Annotated in this window: 11 protein-coding genes and 1 pseudogene; 5 read left to right on the forward strand and 7 right to left on the reverse strand. The window is 44.7% G+C overall.

Annotation, left to right across the window (positions count from 1 at the left end):
• Nucleotides 1–27: 27 nt before the first annotated feature.
• Both HP401_RS22660 and HP401_RS22665 read right to left on the reverse strand, forming a co-directional pair.
• Nucleotides 28–2,859 (reverse strand): DUF8202 domain-containing protein, encoded by a 2,832-nt coding sequence (locus HP401_RS22660; protein WP_173606610.1) that lies wholly within the window; start codon nucleotides 2,857–2,859, stop codon nucleotides 28–30.
• A gap of 116 nt (nucleotides 2,860–2,975) precedes the next feature.
• Nucleotides 2,976–3,569: a hypothetical protein gene (locus HP401_RS22665; RefSeq protein WP_173606611.1), complete on the reverse strand. Its 594-nt coding sequence runs from the start codon at nucleotides 3,567–3,569 to the stop codon at nucleotides 2,976–2,978.
• Between the two features lie 422 nt (nucleotides 3,570–3,991).
• Here HP401_RS22665 and HP401_RS22670 point away from each other — a divergent pair, with 422 nt between their 5' ends.
• Nucleotides 3,992–7,066 (forward strand): hybrid sensor histidine kinase/response regulator, encoded by a 3,075-nt coding sequence (locus HP401_RS22670; protein WP_173606612.1) that lies wholly within the window; start codon nucleotides 3,992–3,994, stop codon nucleotides 7,064–7,066.
• 17 nt (nucleotides 7,067–7,083) lie between these two features.
• Here the strand turns inward: HP401_RS22670 and HP401_RS22675 are convergent, their stop codons facing one another.
• Entirely contained in the window at nucleotides 7,084–8,214 is a 1,131-nt protein-coding gene (locus HP401_RS22675) for a response regulator (protein ID WP_173606613.1), read from the reverse strand.
• Between the two features lie 105 nt (nucleotides 8,215–8,319).
• On the reverse strand, nucleotides 8,320–8,697 hold the full coding sequence (locus HP401_RS22680) for a winged helix-turn-helix transcriptional regulator (RefSeq protein ID WP_173606614.1): 378 nt from the start codon (nucleotides 8,695–8,697) through the stop codon (nucleotides 8,320–8,322).
• A gap of 125 nt (nucleotides 8,698–8,822) precedes the next feature.
• On the opposite strand from HP401_RS22680, the gene HP401_RS22685 reads away from it, so the two are divergent.
• Entirely contained in the window at nucleotides 8,823–9,869 is a 1,047-nt protein-coding gene (locus tag HP401_RS22685) for a zinc-binding alcohol dehydrogenase family protein (protein ID WP_173606615.1), read from the forward strand.
• Nucleotides 9,870–10,128: 259 nt separating this feature from the next.
• Here HP401_RS22685 and HP401_RS22690 read toward each other — a convergent pair whose 3' ends face one another.
• The 3 genes from HP401_RS22690 to HP401_RS22700 all read right to left on the reverse strand — a co-directional run bounded on the left by HP401_RS22690 (nucleotide 10,129) and on the right by HP401_RS22700 (nucleotide 13,687).
• Nucleotides 10,129–10,716: a hypothetical protein gene (locus HP401_RS22690; RefSeq protein WP_173606622.1), complete on the reverse strand. Its 588-nt coding sequence runs from the start codon at nucleotides 10,714–10,716 to the stop codon at nucleotides 10,129–10,131.
• Nucleotides 10,717–11,225: 509 nt separating this feature from the next.
• On the reverse strand, nucleotides 11,226–12,977 hold the full coding sequence (locus tag HP401_RS22695; protein WP_173606616.1) for a sensor histidine kinase: 1,752 nt from the start codon (nucleotides 12,975–12,977) through the stop codon (nucleotides 11,226–11,228).
• Nucleotides 12,974–13,687, reverse strand: coding sequence for a response regulator transcription factor (locus HP401_RS22700; protein ID WP_173606617.1), 714 nt, complete (start codon nucleotides 13,685–13,687; stop codon nucleotides 12,974–12,976). The genes HP401_RS22695 and HP401_RS22700 overlap by 4 nt, the downstream gene beginning before the upstream one ends.
• A gap of 142 nt (nucleotides 13,688–13,829) precedes the next feature.
• Here HP401_RS22700 and HP401_RS22705 point away from each other — a divergent pair, with 142 nt between their 5' ends.
• The 3 genes and pseudogenes from HP401_RS22705 to HP401_RS29995 all read left to right on the forward strand — a co-directional run.
• Nucleotides 13,830–14,096 carry a DUF418 domain-containing protein gene (locus HP401_RS22705; RefSeq protein WP_217366186.1) on the forward strand — a complete coding sequence of 89 codons (267 nt, stop codon included), beginning with the start codon at nucleotides 13,830–13,832 and terminating at the stop codon, nucleotides 14,094–14,096.
• Between the two features lie 124 nt (nucleotides 14,097–14,220).
• Entirely contained in the window at nucleotides 14,221–15,609 is a 1,389-nt protein-coding gene (locus HP401_RS22710) for a S41 family peptidase (RefSeq protein WP_173606618.1), read from the forward strand.
• Between the two features lie 207 nt (nucleotides 15,610–15,816).
• Nucleotides 15,817–15,961: pseudogene (locus HP401_RS29995) on the forward strand (DUF4062 domain-containing protein); the annotation flags it as partial.

The following is a 15,961-nucleotide window of genomic DNA, read 5'->3' on the forward strand; positions in this document are numbered from 1 at the left end:
ATATGCACTCCGGTCTTTTTGTTCCCTTTACTTTTTGGTTGCTGCTTCAATATCTTTGTACGCCCAATGGGTTGGAGGTACATCCGGCCAGCTTTGTCCAGTTACCAGACTTAACTGTTCATGGTTCAGCAAACGATTGATAATAGTGACTGTTTCTGCTCGAGTCAATGTCTTTTGGGGATGGAATGTACCATCTGGATAGCCGGCCAAGTAGCCATCTTTACTTACTGCCGCAATGATTTGCGTTGCCCAGTGATCTGCTGGTACATCGTAGAAGTTGTTCGGCATACCGTCTCCATTTAATCCCAAATACTTGTATACAATGGTCGCCATTTCCGCGCGCGTGATTCCGCCTCCCGGATTGAACGTGCCGTTTGCATAACCGTTCATCAGACCTGCTTCATTCGCTCTTCTAATCGCATCTGCTGCCCAATGCTGGTCGGCTACGTCCATAAACATTCCGCTTGCGGATGTAGTCTTGACCATCCCAGTGTTTACCAGGATCATGGCCATTTCTGCACGGGTTACTTGGCGATTTGGATCGAAGTTTCCGGTTGGATAGCCGTTCATGTAGCCTGTTTGGTCGTTTTTCTCTTTTGCTGGCTCACTTGGCTTCGATTCTACATTACTGGAGCTGCCTCCAGTAAAGAACGGATTTTGAACTTGATTCGTGTTTTTCCGGTCTTTTTTCCGTTCTTTATCCCGGTCTCTGTCTCGTTTATCGACGGATTCTAAATCTCTTCTTGCTTTTTTAAGCTCAGCCAGTGCTTCGTCTACCTCTTCTTGGGTTGCGTCAGGATCTTCCAGTACCTCTTTTGCTCGCTTCAATGCTTTTTCGAGCTTTCTCCAACTTGAAGATGTATAGTCATCTTCATCCAAATCTTCATCGTCGATTTCATCTACTTTTGCTTGCAGCTTTGATTTGTCGACTGTAGGTGTAGGCTCATCTGGTTTTTTCAAACCTTCTCTGGCCTTTGTCAATGCCGAGAGTGCTTTGTCTACTTCTTCTTGGGTTGCATTTCGATCAGCCAGAACCGTATTCGCTTTTTCTAATGCTTTTTGCAGTTCTTCCCAGCTCTCGCTTGTGTAGTCTTCACCCACAAGATCTTCGGATTGGATTTTATCCGCTTTGGCTTGCAGCTTCGTTTTGTCCACTGAAGGTGTAGGTGTTGGCGTAGGCACGCTTGGTTTTTTCAAACCGTCTCTGGCCTTTTTCAATGCCGAGAGCGCTTCGTCTACTTCTTGTTGGGTTGCGTTTGGATCAGCCAGAACCTCGTTCGCTTTTTGCAATGCCTGTTTCAGTTCTGCCCAACTTGCGCTTGTGTACTCTTCTTCCTTCAAGTCCTCAGCCTTGATTTCATCTGCTTTGGCTTGCAGCTTCGTTTTGTCGACGGTAGGCGTAGGCTCGTCTTGTTTTTTCAAACCGTCTCTCGCCTTTGTCAGTGCCGCTAGTGCTTCGTCTACTTCTTGTTGGGTTGCGTTTGGATCAGCCAGCACTATATTCGCTTTTTCCAACGCCTGTTTCAGTTCTGCCCAACTCGCGCTTGTGTACTCTTCTTCCTTCAAGTTCTCGGTTTTGATTTCATCCGCTTTGGCTTGCAGCTTCGATTTATCAACGACAGGTTGGGTTGGTGTTGTATCTACAGTAATAGACTTTGTCGCCTTGGCTGTCTTGCCGTCCACTGTCGTCGCTGTTACCTCAACGGTGTATTCACCATCTTTTAAATCTTGGGTTGGTGTAAACGTCCAGTTGCCTTCTGCATCAGCTGTTACCGTTGGAGTATCTACTACATTGCCATCTTTGTCTTTAATCTCAACGGTCACCTTAGATCCCGGTGTTGACGTTCCTTTGAACTCCGGCTTCGTTACAGTGACTCGATCGGTACTTGGTTCAGTAATCGTAATTGTCGCCCCAGGATTCTCAACATTTTTGTTAAATGGATCTACTGGAGCACCGTTTGTTCCTTTTAAGTTCCCCAAGCCATCATAGGAAATGTTTACTGCTTTATTGGAAACATTCGTACCTGCTGGCAAGGTGATCACTAGCTTTGTAGCATCGTTTTCGTCAACTTTGAAAGTGAGACCACCGTTTTCTAGAGGTGTACCATCCACTGTAATTGTAAATCCAGTTAAATCGGTTAACTCTACTCCGCGATCAAACGTCAACGTTATTTTATTGCCATCCGCTACTGTTTCCTCAATTGTAGCAGCTGTTGGTACAGGGACAATTGTGGCAATCGTAAAATAATTGCCATTAGCAAATTCAGCACTATTCAGCGTTACTTTGCCATCCGCTAGTGGATGGAATGCATCGTTCTGATCGAATTGCTCATCGCCACTAACAACCAGATACAAAGGCCACTCAGAAGCGCCTTTTACTTTGTCTACTTGCAGCGTAATGTCTGTATCTTGCCAATTCGTTTTCTCTACTTTATAGGTGCGTCCAATACGTTTTAGACTTTCTGTATCTTTTGTTATTGGCGTCACGAATGTAACGTCTCCACCATTATCGCTAAAAACAAAGAATGATTTGTCTTCTGCAATCGTCGAGGTATTCTGGGCATTCGTCTCTTGGATCGCATTGCCTATTGCAAGCGTGACATTGGCACCGTCAACCTGAGATTTCGATTGCTTTTGATACAAAGCACCTAACTCATCACGACCGATCCCTGTGATGCGGTTGCCGTAGCCAGTGTTGTTGCTAGCTTTCCACATCGTTGAGCCATTGCTAGCGACATAATCAATCGGAGCATTATTTTCATCTTTCAATGTCAATCCGTATTTTAAAGCAAGGTAACTGTTGACTTTGTTTCGGTCTTCATCAGTCAATTTACGGTTATAAAGGATCGTTTCAGACATCTTCCCGTAAAAGCGACTGTTATGACCTGCACCAAAATAATAAGGTTTACTTCCGCTTGTTATAGGAGATGCAAAGTTGGGAGTATTGCTATTTGTCGTCTGTAATACTTTCCCATTTAGCGAAAGCGCTCATTTGGTGCACTCCAGATGTTTAACATCGCTCCATTTTTTAATTGGTAATCACCGACGTCTACGCTCAGGATACCTTCGTCTCTACCGAAATATGAACTTATGGATTTTCCATTATTAGCTCCATAAACAACTGCAGCTGTATGTTTCCCTCCAAACTCCCATGGGAATCCGATATATCTGTCACTTGCCTGGACGGAGAATATTTCCCGATCCGTAGTAGCATTATTATTAAAATCAATAGAAGAGCGAGTGTAATACCCTTTACTTGAGTCAATTTGGATTCCGCTATTGAAATTCAGAGCGTTAGGCACATTGTCATTAGTACTAGCACCGTTAGGCATCCATGCTCCGCGATCTGCCAAGTCTGTTAATTGATTGATTTGTTTCCCCGAAAGCACAGCACTGTGTTCTACATCAACCCATGAAATCAACCCAGTTCCTACCCCACCAGGAGCTGAATTGACCGCCTTCGCTACTTTTGGCACGAACGCAGCAGGTAAGCCGCTTGCTATGACAACAAGCGCTAGCAACATAATAAGCTGCTTCTTCCAGTAAAAATTGCTACTTCGAACAAACATGCTTCCTCATCCTCCTGTTCATTTTGTACCTCCACTACATCCGTCTTAACGGCAACAACAATAACCTCTGAAAAGGGCCTATTTTTTGAACGCCTCCTTCATGTCATATATTCCCTGCTGCAACAATTATTGCAGCCACATTGAATCAGATTTTAACAAATCGCCCTCTACAAAAACTCTACAAATTCCATTATCCAATCTTGAATCACTAAACACCCGATCGATTGTTTTTAAGAGGTGTCCTGAATATCTTGTCGAAAACTATTCTTTATGAAAATAATGAAATGGTCCAAACATAGACAAGTATTGTTTATTGCCAGTCTGTTCTTCAACTTGCTAATAACCACCTATAGGGGGGGCATGACTTACATCCATAATTGGGGGCTTAAGAGGTTGCTACTATTACTAATTGAGGTTATGAAATGAAAACAGTCGCCTGGAAATGGACGAAAATGATCGTTGTTGCTCTACTAGTGGTAACAGCCGTTCGCTTACTCTGGATGAGTTTCCTTACCACCTTTGACTACGCTGAAAAACCAGTGGCTGTACAAGGTGTGCTTGATTTACGCGGATGGGAATTCTCGGAATACCAAACATTACGGTTGGATGGGGAGTGGGAGTTCTTCCCTTCTCAGTTCATAGAGGGAAACGGCCTAAAGAAACCTGAGGGACAGACATACCTTCAAGTACCCAATAAGTGGGATGCGGCATTTGTTCATGAGCAGGGTGTATCGGACTCTTTCCACTTCGGCACGTATCGACTACGCATCTTGCTTGATCCGGAACAGGAACAGACACTTGGGCTCAGGATCAATGAGCTTCGAACTGCCTCGACTGTCTATGCCAATGGGAAATTAGTGGCCCAGGTCGGACAACCGGCAACCAGCAACATAGAGCATCAAGCACGCAATATTCCCTATACTGTCAAACTGACACCAGAACAAGGTCAAGTAGAGTTGCTTATCCATGTTTCCAATGATGTCGGAGCAGGAGGAATCACGAAACCAATACGCTTCGGTACGATAGAAGCTGTACAGATGCGGACGATCCTCTCCATCAGTTTGCAACTATTATTACTCGTCGTATTTCTGATCCATAGTTTATATGCCTTGCTCCTGTACTTCCTGGGTGCCAGAAATAAAGGCTTGGTATATTTCTCATTGGTCATGGTTTGTGGAATATTTACCGTGGTGACAGCCGATGACAAGTTATTATTTGTCTGGTTGCAGTTCGATTATGATTGGACAGTTAAGTTGACGTATCTCGTCTATGTTGGTGCAGTCGCCTTCATCCCTCCCTTGTTTCATCATCTGCTTCCTGCTTATCTAAACAGAAGGATTTTACAAGGTTTCAGTGGCTTGTGCTGCTTATACGCCATCTTCATCCTCCTTGTACCTGCTGGAACTCTCTTAGCGATGATCAGAATGCTCTCTATTGTGCTGCTCCTATCCGTCATTATTTCTGCTTACATACTCTGGAAGGCCATTCGGGACAAGGAAGACATTATATTTCTCCTGCTAGCTTGCTTGTTTGTAGGAGTGAATGTGATCTGGACGATCGCTTATGGCATATTAGGATTGGAATTTATTCACTACCCCTTCAACCTGATCTTTGCCGTACTTGCTTTTGCAGCATATTGGTTTAGACGATTTTTCCGGGCAACGACTGAGACGAAACATCTTGCTGAGAAATTACAGCAAGAGGATAAGCGCAAGGATGAATTTTTGGTGAATACTTCCCATGAACTGAGAAATCCATTACATGGCATCATCAATATCACACAATCGATTATCGAGGATACAAACAATCCCCTTCATGAAGAACACAAAAAGCGTCTGGATATTCTCCTGCATGTCAGCAGACGTCTGACGCTCATGCTAGATGATTTACTGGATGTAACCCGATTAAAGGAGAATACCATTCGCCTGCATGAGAAAAAATTAAACCTGCAGTCTATCTTCGCTGGTGTTTTCGATATGGCGAAACTGATGCTGGACGGAAAACCGATTGCTTTACAAGTGGAAATAGACGATTCGTTTCCTGCTGTTCGGGGAGATGAAAACCGGCTGATTCAAATTCTTTTTAATTTGGTGCATAATGCCATTAAATTTACAGATGAGGGAACTATCACGATTCGCGCGACAACGTCTAACGGATTTGCGCACATCCAAGTAGAGGATACTGGGGTCGGTATCGAGGAAAAGGCTCTGCAAACGATTTTTCAACCTTATGAACAAGCGGAACTGAATTCAATCAGAGCAAGTGGCGGATTCGGGCTTGGCTTACATATTTCCAAACAGTTGGTTGAGCTGCACGGCGGTACTCTATCGGTTCAGTCCACCCTGGGAAAAGGCTCTGCCTTTACTTTTACACTTCCACTAGCTATAGATTCCGTTCCAATAGTAGAAAGCAGCGCTCAGACATTCATGCAGACCTCACTAGAAATAGCCGCTGCAACAACTGATCGAATCACTACATCGACAGAAACCGTTTCTTCTATGAATAGAAGAGCAAGAATTATCGTTGTAGATGACGACAGTATTAACCTGAACATCCTTAGCAAGATGCTTGAATCAGATCAATACGAAGTAAGCACGGCAACCAGTGCTCAGCAAGCCCTGTCCATACTGGAACGTAACCCGGTCGATCTGGTCATCTCAGACGTCATGATGCCTCACGTATCCGGCTATGAATTAACACGCATCATCCGGGAACGATTCTCTGTTTTAGAACTGCCTGTCCTGCTCTTGACCGCGCGCAATCGTTCCGAGGATATTATAGCCGGCTTTCAAGCAGGGGCGAACGACTATGTTAAGAAACCTGTCGACGCTTGGGAATTAAAGGCAAGGGTAAAAGCCTTAACAGAGTTTAAAATATCCTTCGATGAACGTTTGCGTATGGAAGGAGCATGGTTACAATCACAAATTGAACCTCATTTTTTGTTTAACGCATTAAATTCAATTGCCGCCTTGGGACTCCAGGACTTCACGAAAATGCAGACACTGCTTGAGGAGTTTAGCAACTATTTGCGTTTGAGCTTCGACTTTCATAATTCTGAACCAGTTATTTCGCTTCACGATGAACTTGATCTTGTTCGATCTTATTTGTATATCGAGAAACAACGATTTGGCGATCGCTTGCAAGTGGAATGGGATCTGGACCCTGATCTCGATTTTTGCTTACCACCCTTATCCATACAACCGCTAGTCGAAAATGCCATCAAACACGGCTTAATGCAACGTACAAGTGGGGGAACAGTCTGGATTCACATCAAAGACAAAGAGGGGTATTTCGAAGTCTCAATCCAAGACGATGGGGAAGGGATGACAGAGGAAGATCTGAATCAATTATTCAGCCAAACAAAGCATGGCAAGAAAAGAGCAAGCGTAGGTCTGCGAAATATTGAACGGCGACTAAGACAACTATATAACCAGGGATTAACGATTAATAGCTCACCTGAACAAGGTACGATCGTCACTTTTAGAATCCCCAAATAAGGAATAAGCCACTTGGTTTATTCCTTATTTTTCTGCTTCCAAAGTCGATACCATTCTGTAATTGCCGGATTAGGCTGTTCTTGCAATTCATTCCATAACACACTCGTTAAATGATCGTATTGCTTATGAACCGAAGAGTGCCTACCCATGTCAGCAAAAATTTTCATAAGGAAAAAATAGGCTTCTTCCTCGAGCGGATAACGCTGACAAATGTCCAAACATAGCGTGATGGCTTTGTCCCATTCATCATTGGCGTAATACCAATCCACCATTTTCAAAGCGGTTTGCACCCATTGCAGTTGTAATCTTTGACGCTCGCTTTCTGCCCATATGTAATTATGCTCTTGCAAATAATCTCCTTTACACAGAGCCATGGCTTGTTCATACTCGTCAATTGTCTCCGCAGATAAAGATAAGTCAGAGCGGAGAAAACGCTCAAACTGATCCACATCTAAGATAGTTTGCTCTAGTTTTACCTTATACCCTTCTGATGTATTGCTAATTTGAAAATATTTGCTAAATGGCGCCAAGGTTTTGCGAATATGATAGATAGCCGTATACAATTGATGATGGGCTTTTTCCGGTTCAAGTTCTGGCCAAAGCAACTCAATGATTGCCGTTTTATTAACCGTAGTTCCCCTGTGTTGAACCAAATATAAGAACAACTGCTGCACCTTGGCAGTTCGCCAACGAAGTGGGATTTCCTGGCCTCCATCTACAAACGTTACTTGTTGAAACAGACTCATTTGTAAATTCTCCAATTTCTGAGGGGAGAAGGTCTTATGTTCCTCCATCATCGATTGAATTCGTTTCATGGTATTTTGCAGACGTTTCTTGCCAACCGGCTTTAATACATAGTCAAGGGCGTTCAGCTCAAATGCTTTAATCGCATATCTCTCATATGCGGTGACGAAGACAATTTGCAATTGAGGTTTCACTTCCAAAAGCTGTTCGGCCAACTCGATACCGTTTAGCTTTGGTGTTTGAATATCCAAAAAGACAATATCAATCTCATTTTTTTCAATCTCTCGTTTGCCGATCATCGGATCCGTAAACTTGCCAACAATTTCAAAATCGCCGATATTTAATAACTGATGCTCCAAATAATTTAATGCCAACTCTTCATCGTCGATTAAGATCGCTTTCATACTGTTCCCCACTTTAATATTCTATCTATTCTTTAAACTATTCCCTCCCTGAACATTTACTCAAACATTCCCGCTCTACTACTTAGGTTACTACTCAACTTACCTTTAACTCTGCTCCCCTTGTATCGTTAGATTTTCATTTAGCCGCTCTTTATAAGACTCGCCCCATACTTTCATTGACATAATGACCGGTTCAAGAGTCCTTCCGAAATCAGTCAGGGAGTATTCCACTCTTGGAGGAACCTCTTTATATATTTCGCGATGAATGATGCCATCTCGCTCAAGCTCTCTTAACTGCAAGGTGAGCATAAACTGCGTGATTCCCGGATTGAGGCGCCTGAATTCATTAAATCTTTTCGTTCCGTTCAGGAGCTGATAGAGAATGATCCCCTTCCACTTCCCACCAATAACATCCAGCGTTGTTTCAACCGGACATGCTTGCATATCTGGACTTGCTCCATATTTCTTTCTTCGGTCTCCCATCAGCTTATCCCCCAATGGTTTGATTTTTAATACTATACCATAAAAATATGCGTACTTACTTAAAGTAATTGGATCGTTTTACAATGCAACTGTACAACATTTCCTATTTGAGAGGATGGATACCCATGAATGCTCACCAAAAGATGAAAGCTGTCGGTGCTTACCGATACCTCCCTATATCTAATCCAGAAAGCCTTATTGATCTGCACTTGGATAAACCGGAACCTACAGGCCGTGATTTGCTTGTACGTGTAAAAGCAATCTCCGTCAACCCTGCAGATGTAGGCGTCCGCGAAAGTCATAACTACGAAGCCGATTCACCGAAAATTCTTGGTTGGGATGCTGCTGGAATCGTAGAACAAGTTGGTCCTGACTGCCAATTGTTTAAACCTGGGGACAAGATCTATTATGCGGGCAGTGTGTCTCGACCAGGCAGTAACAGTGAATTTCACTTAGTTGATGAACGAATTGTGGGAAATATGCCGCGAAGTTTGGATTTCGCTGCCGCCGCCGCATTACCGCTTACCTCGATAACTGCATGGGAGGGCCTTTTTGATCGCTTAGGAATTAGCGTAAATAATACAGGTGAAAACAAAAGCATACTGATTATCGGTGCAGCCGGAGGAGTTGGCTCGATTGCTATTCAACTTGCAAAATTAGCAGGTTTGACCGTTATCGGTACTGCTTCACGTCCAGAGTCAATTCAATGGGCTAAAGGTCTCGGTGCGGATTTTATCATAAACCACAACAACCCTTTTCTCCCTCAACTCAAGGAAGTTGGTATTGACGCCGTCGATTATATCCTTTGCTTGAATGATACGGTTCAACATCTTGAAAATATGGCGGAAGTCATTGTCCCCCAAGGTAAAATTTGCGCTATCGTTCCTGCAAATAAAACTACCTGGGCAGGGAGCTTGAAAATGGACTTGCTGTTTTCTAAAAGTGTAACGTTTGTATGGGAGTTCATGTTTACACGGTCCTTGCTTCAAACCAATGACATGATCAAACAACACGAATTGTTGAATGAACTGGCGGATTTAATCGATGATGGAAAAATAAAGACTACGCTGACTGAACGACTGGAGCCCATCAATGCAGCAAACCTGCGTCTCGCGCATGAGAAGTTGGAATCTGGGCGGACCATTGGAAAAATTGTTTTAGAAAACTTCTGATACTATGAAGGCGAAGTAGGTATGTTTGGTTCCAAAAAGTGTTAATGTGAATAAATAGCTCTAAGGCCCCTGCTAATATGGGGCCTTTACATCCACGCCGTTCCTATTGTCCTATCAACCTGTTGCCTCTCCATAAATGTTCTGCTGCAAGTAAACTCATGCTTCTCCACTTTCTAGATCGCAGTCCACTTGATATTCTGACTTCTCTATATCCATAAGAGCAACTCTGCACTGGTAAGAGGATCCATATGCACGCGGCCTAGTCAACAATATTAACACCAGGAATTATTTGCAAGAGCGCACGTATTTCGCTTAAAGATAACCCGCTTTCCTTAGCCAACACACTCGCATCACCAATTATAGCGACACATTCCCGATCCGAATCCGTATAAATGTCCAAAGTCAGACCGATTTTTTTCGGCCATTGTTGTGAGATCACAAAATCCCGAGCTTCAGCCGGATTCAACAAGCAAAAGCATGGCCATTTGGGAATAAGAATTCCCTTCATGTCACAATTCAACAAACGGCAATCTTGCAAACGTGCAGATGAAAAATCGCACTCTGACACGGATGATCTGTCCATGTCTTCCCAGTCGCCAAAATCACAGCCAATATACTTGCCCATAAACCTGACGCGTAAGAAATGTACACCCTGAAAATGAAAGTCCCTTAAGGCTTGCTTTTGATCGAAAATACCTCCATGCATCCTCAATCCAGCATAAACCATTCCTCGCCCATCGGTTTCCGAAATGACGGTGCAATTATGCAGTTCCAGTTTCGGACCCAAAATACTTACCTGATCCCTTTCAAGCTCAATCGTTTGACTAGAAAGCATTTGAGAATTCATTTTCACCTTGTTATCTTCCTTTCAATAATCTTGCTCCTCTATTATTGGGATTCTAAGAAGAAAAGTCAGCCACACAGATTTCGTTAAATATCAAATCGAGTGGCATATGCTCCACAGCATCAGCAATTTCGTCATAAGGCTGAGGAATTACAAAAGAAAATTCAAAGTCATCATCAATGATCAGCTATCCATTAAAAATACGCTGCCTGGATGTCAGCCCGATTATATCCCTCATGGATTGCCCGGCAAACAAGCACTCTATAGCGCCCCGTATAACTTTGATTGCAACCAATCGAGACAATCAGGCCACTAGAATCCACTACAATTGTCAAAGTGCCATCCAATGTATACGCAGATCTTACCTAAGGTCGGCTTATGCGCGCGATTAGAAGCGCGCGAAGGCTCTCCGACTACACCATTTTTCAGACAATAAGTAACAGTTTTTCGCCGTCACTTATGCTACGATTCCCCGCATTGTCTGTAACGGCAAGCAGAATGGGCTCCAACTTTCATCCCACGCTCTGGTCCGTCTGAGGAAACCGCAGGACGATTCGTGTTCCCGATCCCTCCCTGGATTCCACTTCAATTCCACCCTTATGAGCAATACTAATCGCCTTGGCGATACTCATGCCAAGTCCCGCGCCGTCCGTTCTATCCTCCGTATGCGTGCCCCGGTAATATCGTTCGAACAAATTGCGCCTCGTCTCTTCATCCATCCCGATCCCATTATCCTCCACGATAATGAGAGCATCGTCTCCTGCAGTTTCCGTTCTCACCGTAATCACTGTTCCAGGGGGATTGTGCTTGATTGCATTCGAGATCAAGTTGTCCAACATCCGCTTAAACCATTTCACACTCGCTTTCACAACCAATTCTTCTTTCGACTCCTCAAATGCAAAAGTCACATGCTGGATCGTCACATCGTTCACATAACGCAGCACGACCCGGCGCACAAGCTCATTCAACTTACTATTTTCTAATGAAAAGCTGATGGCGTTATTTTTCAATTGGAACGTGAGGGAGAAATCCTGCAGCAATTCAAGCATGTAGTCCCCTTTTTCCCGAATCATCTTGCCCATCTCCTGAAGCTCCGTGCCGGTCCACTCGTATTGACTGCTCTCAAGCAGATGCCCATACCCATGAATCGTAGAGAGCGGGGTTCTAAGATCATGGGAGATTCCCGTCATCCATTCCTCCCGTGTACTCTCCAGGCGCCTCCGTTCCTGCTCTAAAGCATCGAGCCTTGCAGCCATTTCGTAAAATTCGGCAATTACCTCCTTATACAGTCGGTAACGTAAGCGAATTTTGCCGTTTTTGCGGAACACCTTTTTTCGGTCTTTCTCCGTTAAAGCCTCATCATAACGCCCTTGTCCCATTCGATCAAACCAATCGACAAACAGTTGCAGTGGCTCACCATACCGATATCCATGCCAAAGCGAGAAAGCAAATGTCAGCAGCAGCATGACAGCTCCCGTAACAATGAGAACCATGATGAATTCATGAAGAATCGGCTGGTTAACAAAGACGATTCCTTTCTTGGTCGTATGTAGAATCCATGTATTTCTGGATGCTGGCTCATAATTGATGGAAATATCATTCGGATAAATGCCGGGCTCCATTCGCATTGCGATCAGTTCAAGCGGACGGTATTGTTCCTTGGGCGTAGAATTACCGATAGACTGGACTATCCGCCCGTTTTCATCCATTATCTCCAGGTATTCCTTTGATTGTTCAAGCTGCTGTTCCAGCTCTTTCACTGCAGTTGGACGGATCAACCCTTGTGTTCCTAGGGAGCGATTCCATTCCTTCAACCGGACCGCCCCGCTGTCTTCAACTCCCAGCATATAAAAGAGAGGCGTCTGATCCGTCGTATCCAGCATCGTTATTACTCGAAAAGATTCATAGCGTCCAGTTTCCTCAATCTGCAGCAGTTCGTTCGCACCGTAAGACGATTTCAGCAGGCTAGGGGCGTTCACCGAATAAACGACTTTTCCCTTGTCGTCCACAATCTGCAGCCAGTAGCCGCCTTCCGTGAGCTGTTCTATCCACCTCTGAGGTATCGTCAGAACCCCGTCTTCTTTTGTGGTTTCCACTGAAATGTTATCCAAGGCGCTTAGGGGGAAATTTTTTTTCATATCCTGATTCGTGAAATATTGAATGAGCAGAAACAGGACGGCAGCCAAAATAACAAAAATAAATACCCCCTGCAGGAAAAACCGATACGTGAAATGAACCGCAAGCCTTCGCCGAATTCGGTTCATGCGTCCTTCTCCTTGATCAGCTTATAGCCCAGCCCACGTACCGTTACAAGATAACGGGGTGCCCCCAGGTCCGACTCGATACGCTCACGGATTTTATGGATATGAACCATAACCGTATTATCGTCCCCCATGCCATCGATACCCCAAACCGCTTCATACAACTGCGCTTTGGAGAACACCATGTTCGGATTCTTGCATAAGTACAGCAGCAGTTGATACGCTTGTGCCGGACATGGCACCGCCTCCCCTCCCACCAACAGTTCGCCCTCGTACTCATCCAGCACAAACCCTCCGAAATCATAGCGGCGCCGGGTTTCCTCCGCATGCTGCACAGGCATAAGAACGCCGCGGCGCAGCACGGCCTTGGTTCTTGCTACAATTTCAAGCGGATTGAATGGTTTGGTCACATAATCGTCTCCACCGATGGCAAACCCGGACAGCACATCCAGATCCGACGCTCTTGCCGTTAAATAAATGATATACGCAGATGAGATCTCCCGTATTTTGGGGCATAGGTCAAACCCCGACTGATCAGGGAGCATAACATCCAATATGATGATATCCACTTCATTTTTGGCTAGCAGCCGTAGCGCTTCCTGGGCCGTGCCCGCTGTGTAAATATGACGGAAGCCTTCTTTTTTCAGCACCGTTTCAAGCAATTGGATAATCGATTTTTCATCGTCAACAATCAAGATTTTCGAGTTATACATCCAATCCCCCCTTTTGCTATCGTAACAAATCAACTTTAATTTCAGCTAAACATTTCCAATTCCGTTAAGCAAACATTAAGGCAGACTTTAAGTGGATTTCAATCGTCGGTGCTACAATCGCTTTTGAGGTGATCCAATTTGGTTGGGCAACAACAACATTTGCACGACAATCTTTTATGGTTACGGGCTTGGATGGTTCGGCAAGCTTGGCGTATTGGCTGGCTGCGGACTGATGCTTGTCATTTACACCGCGCCACTCTTCGCTAGCCACTGGTATCTCACACGCTTTTCCTCTGGACCGATAGAGAAGCTGCTTCGCATGTGGACCTACTTTTCCTTTAACGGCAAACCGACAATGCGAGTAAAAGCACCGAAGTCCGCACAACAGAGCTCTGACATATTGATGTAGACCCAAGATAAACAATATATAATCCACTGTCTACAAGGAGGACAAATTTGTGCTTTCGTGACCGAAGCACAGGCCAATTTGCTTTACTTGGGCTTAAAGAAGATCAGAAAAATGGGAGGTAGTTATGATGAAAAGCAGAGTCTGGATCGCGTTACTTATCTTTCTGTTTGCTAGCGTATCGGGAGCGGGTGCATACACTTCATCCAATGTGAACCAGGGGAAAGAGGAAAAGCCTGCCGTTGATGGTGCCAAGCGACAGCTTTGGCAGTCGAAAGGGTACGGGTGCATAATGGAGATAAACGGGAAGTCGGTTACTATGTACAACTACACGCGTGACAGCCTGCTGCTGTTTGCGATCGGTGATCTGGATGAGCAAGGGAACCTCAATCTGAAATTCCAGCTCGGCGACTCCAAACAGTTACCGGAAAGTGCGCGGGAGCGAATTTGGATGGGACGCTTTCAAAACGGCAGCCTGACCGACAAAATGGGTTATGTGAAACAGTTTAAGCAAATCAAGCAATTTCCCGCAGTGAAGGTAAAAGAGCTCAGCAAGGACCCGGTCGCCAATTTCGAGGTGTTCTGGCAAACCTTCGAAGAGAATTTCAGTTTCTTCCCGCTCGTAAAAGTAGATTGGAAAGAGGTATACAAGACTTACAGACCAAAGGTAACCGCGGCCACTTCCGAGAAGGAGCTGGAGAACATCTTCAAGGAAATGCTCGGAAAGCTGAAAGACGGGCATACCAATATGATTACCAACGAAAACTTTTTCTCTGCCATGCCTAAGATGGAGCGGGCAGAATTTTATGAATCCAATCTGAAAGCCATCCAGGGTACCATCGAATCAAACTATATGAACGGAGCGTTAAAGAGCAAGCTCGAGGGACGCATCCAGTACGGCCGAACGAAAAACGGTGACGCTTATATCCAACTGCGCGAATTTGACGTGTCTGACGAGAAGCTGATTGACGAAGCCCTTGCCGACATGGTGCAAGACCTGGCAGACTGCCGGAACTTTGTGATCGATATGCGCTTCAACAGGGGTGGCGATGATATCTTCGGGTTGAAAGTCGCCGGACTGTTCACGGGCGAAAAAAGGCTGGCGTATAACAAACAGGGCAGAATTGGCGGATACGATCAATTTTCCGAGCCGACAAAAATTTTTATCGAGCCGGGAGCCAAGCGTTTTACAGCCAACAAGATCATCGTCCTATCCGGGCCGTTGACGGTAAGCGCGGGAGAGACGGGCACGATGGCCTTGAAAAAACTGGACAAGGTGACGGTCATCGGCGAAAAGACAAGTGGATTCTTTTCCGACGTGCTGTTCAAAACGCTACCGAACAATTGGGTAATCATGCTCAGCAATGAACGTTATACTTCTCCCGAAGGCATCAATTACGAGCAGCTCGGTCTGCCACCGGACGAACAGATTATACTGAAACAAGCCGATGTGGATGCCCACAAAGATTCGGTAATCATCCGGGCTATGGAGCTATTGAAAGTGGCGAGTAAATAAGGATTCAACAAGGAAAGAGCATCCCTGCTCCTGGGAATCCAGGTGCGGGGTGCTCTTTCCTTGTTATTTTGGTCTGTTGCAGGAGGGGTATCAGCGAAAAATCCGTCACACACTTGGCTACCGCATGAAAACCCAGTCAATTTTGACAATTAAAGTGAGTGAATGGTAGATTCTTCTTATATTAAATTCTTTCATTTGGGTGGGCTTATGAGAAAAAAATTACAAATATACATATCGTCTACTTATTACGATCTTACTTGAAGAAAGACATACCGCTGTTGAAGCCGTACTTCAAGCCGGTCATATCCCTGCTGGAATCGAGCAATTTTTCAAGGAAAGTCCAATGAAAATG

The sequence above is a fragment of the Brevibacillus sp. HB2.2 genome (assembly GCF_013284275.1).
Taxonomy (GTDB): Bacteria; Bacillota; Bacilli; order Brevibacillales; family Brevibacillaceae; genus Brevibacillus; species Brevibacillus brevis_D.

What these genes read in the sequence shown, in the direction of transcription:
- HP401_RS22660 (WP_173606610.1), bottom strand. Translation starts at nt 2,859, where the DNA reads ATGTCTGAAACGATCCTTTATAACCGTAAATTGACTGATGAAGACCGA.
- HP401_RS22665 (WP_173606611.1), bottom strand. Translation starts at nt 3,569, where the DNA reads ATGTTTGTTCGAAGTAGCAATTTTTACTGGAAGAAGCAGCTTATTATG.
- HP401_RS22670 (WP_173606612.1), top strand. Translation starts at nt 3,992, where the DNA reads ATGAAAACAGTCGCCTGGAAATGGACGAAAATGATCGTTGTTGCTCTA.
- HP401_RS22675 (WP_173606613.1), bottom strand. Translation starts at nt 8,214, where the DNA reads ATGAAAGCGATCTTAATCGACGATGAAGAGTTGGCATTAAATTATTTG.
- HP401_RS22680 (WP_173606614.1), bottom strand. Translation starts at nt 8,697, where the DNA reads ATGGGAGACCGAAGAAAGAAATATGGAGCAAGTCCAGATATGCAAGCA.
- HP401_RS22685 (WP_173606615.1), top strand. Translation starts at nt 8,823, where the DNA reads ATGAATGCTCACCAAAAGATGAAAGCTGTCGGTGCTTACCGATACCTC.
- HP401_RS22690 (WP_173606622.1), bottom strand. Translation starts at nt 10,716, where the DNA reads ATGAATTCTCAAATGCTTTCTAGTCAAACGATTGAGCTTGAAAGGGAT.
- HP401_RS22695 (WP_173606616.1), bottom strand. Translation starts at nt 12,977, where the DNA reads ATGAACCGAATTCGGCGAAGGCTTGCGGTTCATTTCACGTATCGGTTT.
- HP401_RS22700 (WP_173606617.1), bottom strand. Translation starts at nt 13,687, where the DNA reads ATGTATAACTCGAAAATCTTGATTGTTGACGATGAAAAATCGATTATC.
- HP401_RS22710 (WP_173606618.1), top strand. Translation starts at nt 14,221, where the DNA reads ATGATGAAAAGCAGAGTCTGGATCGCGTTACTTATCTTTCTGTTTGCT.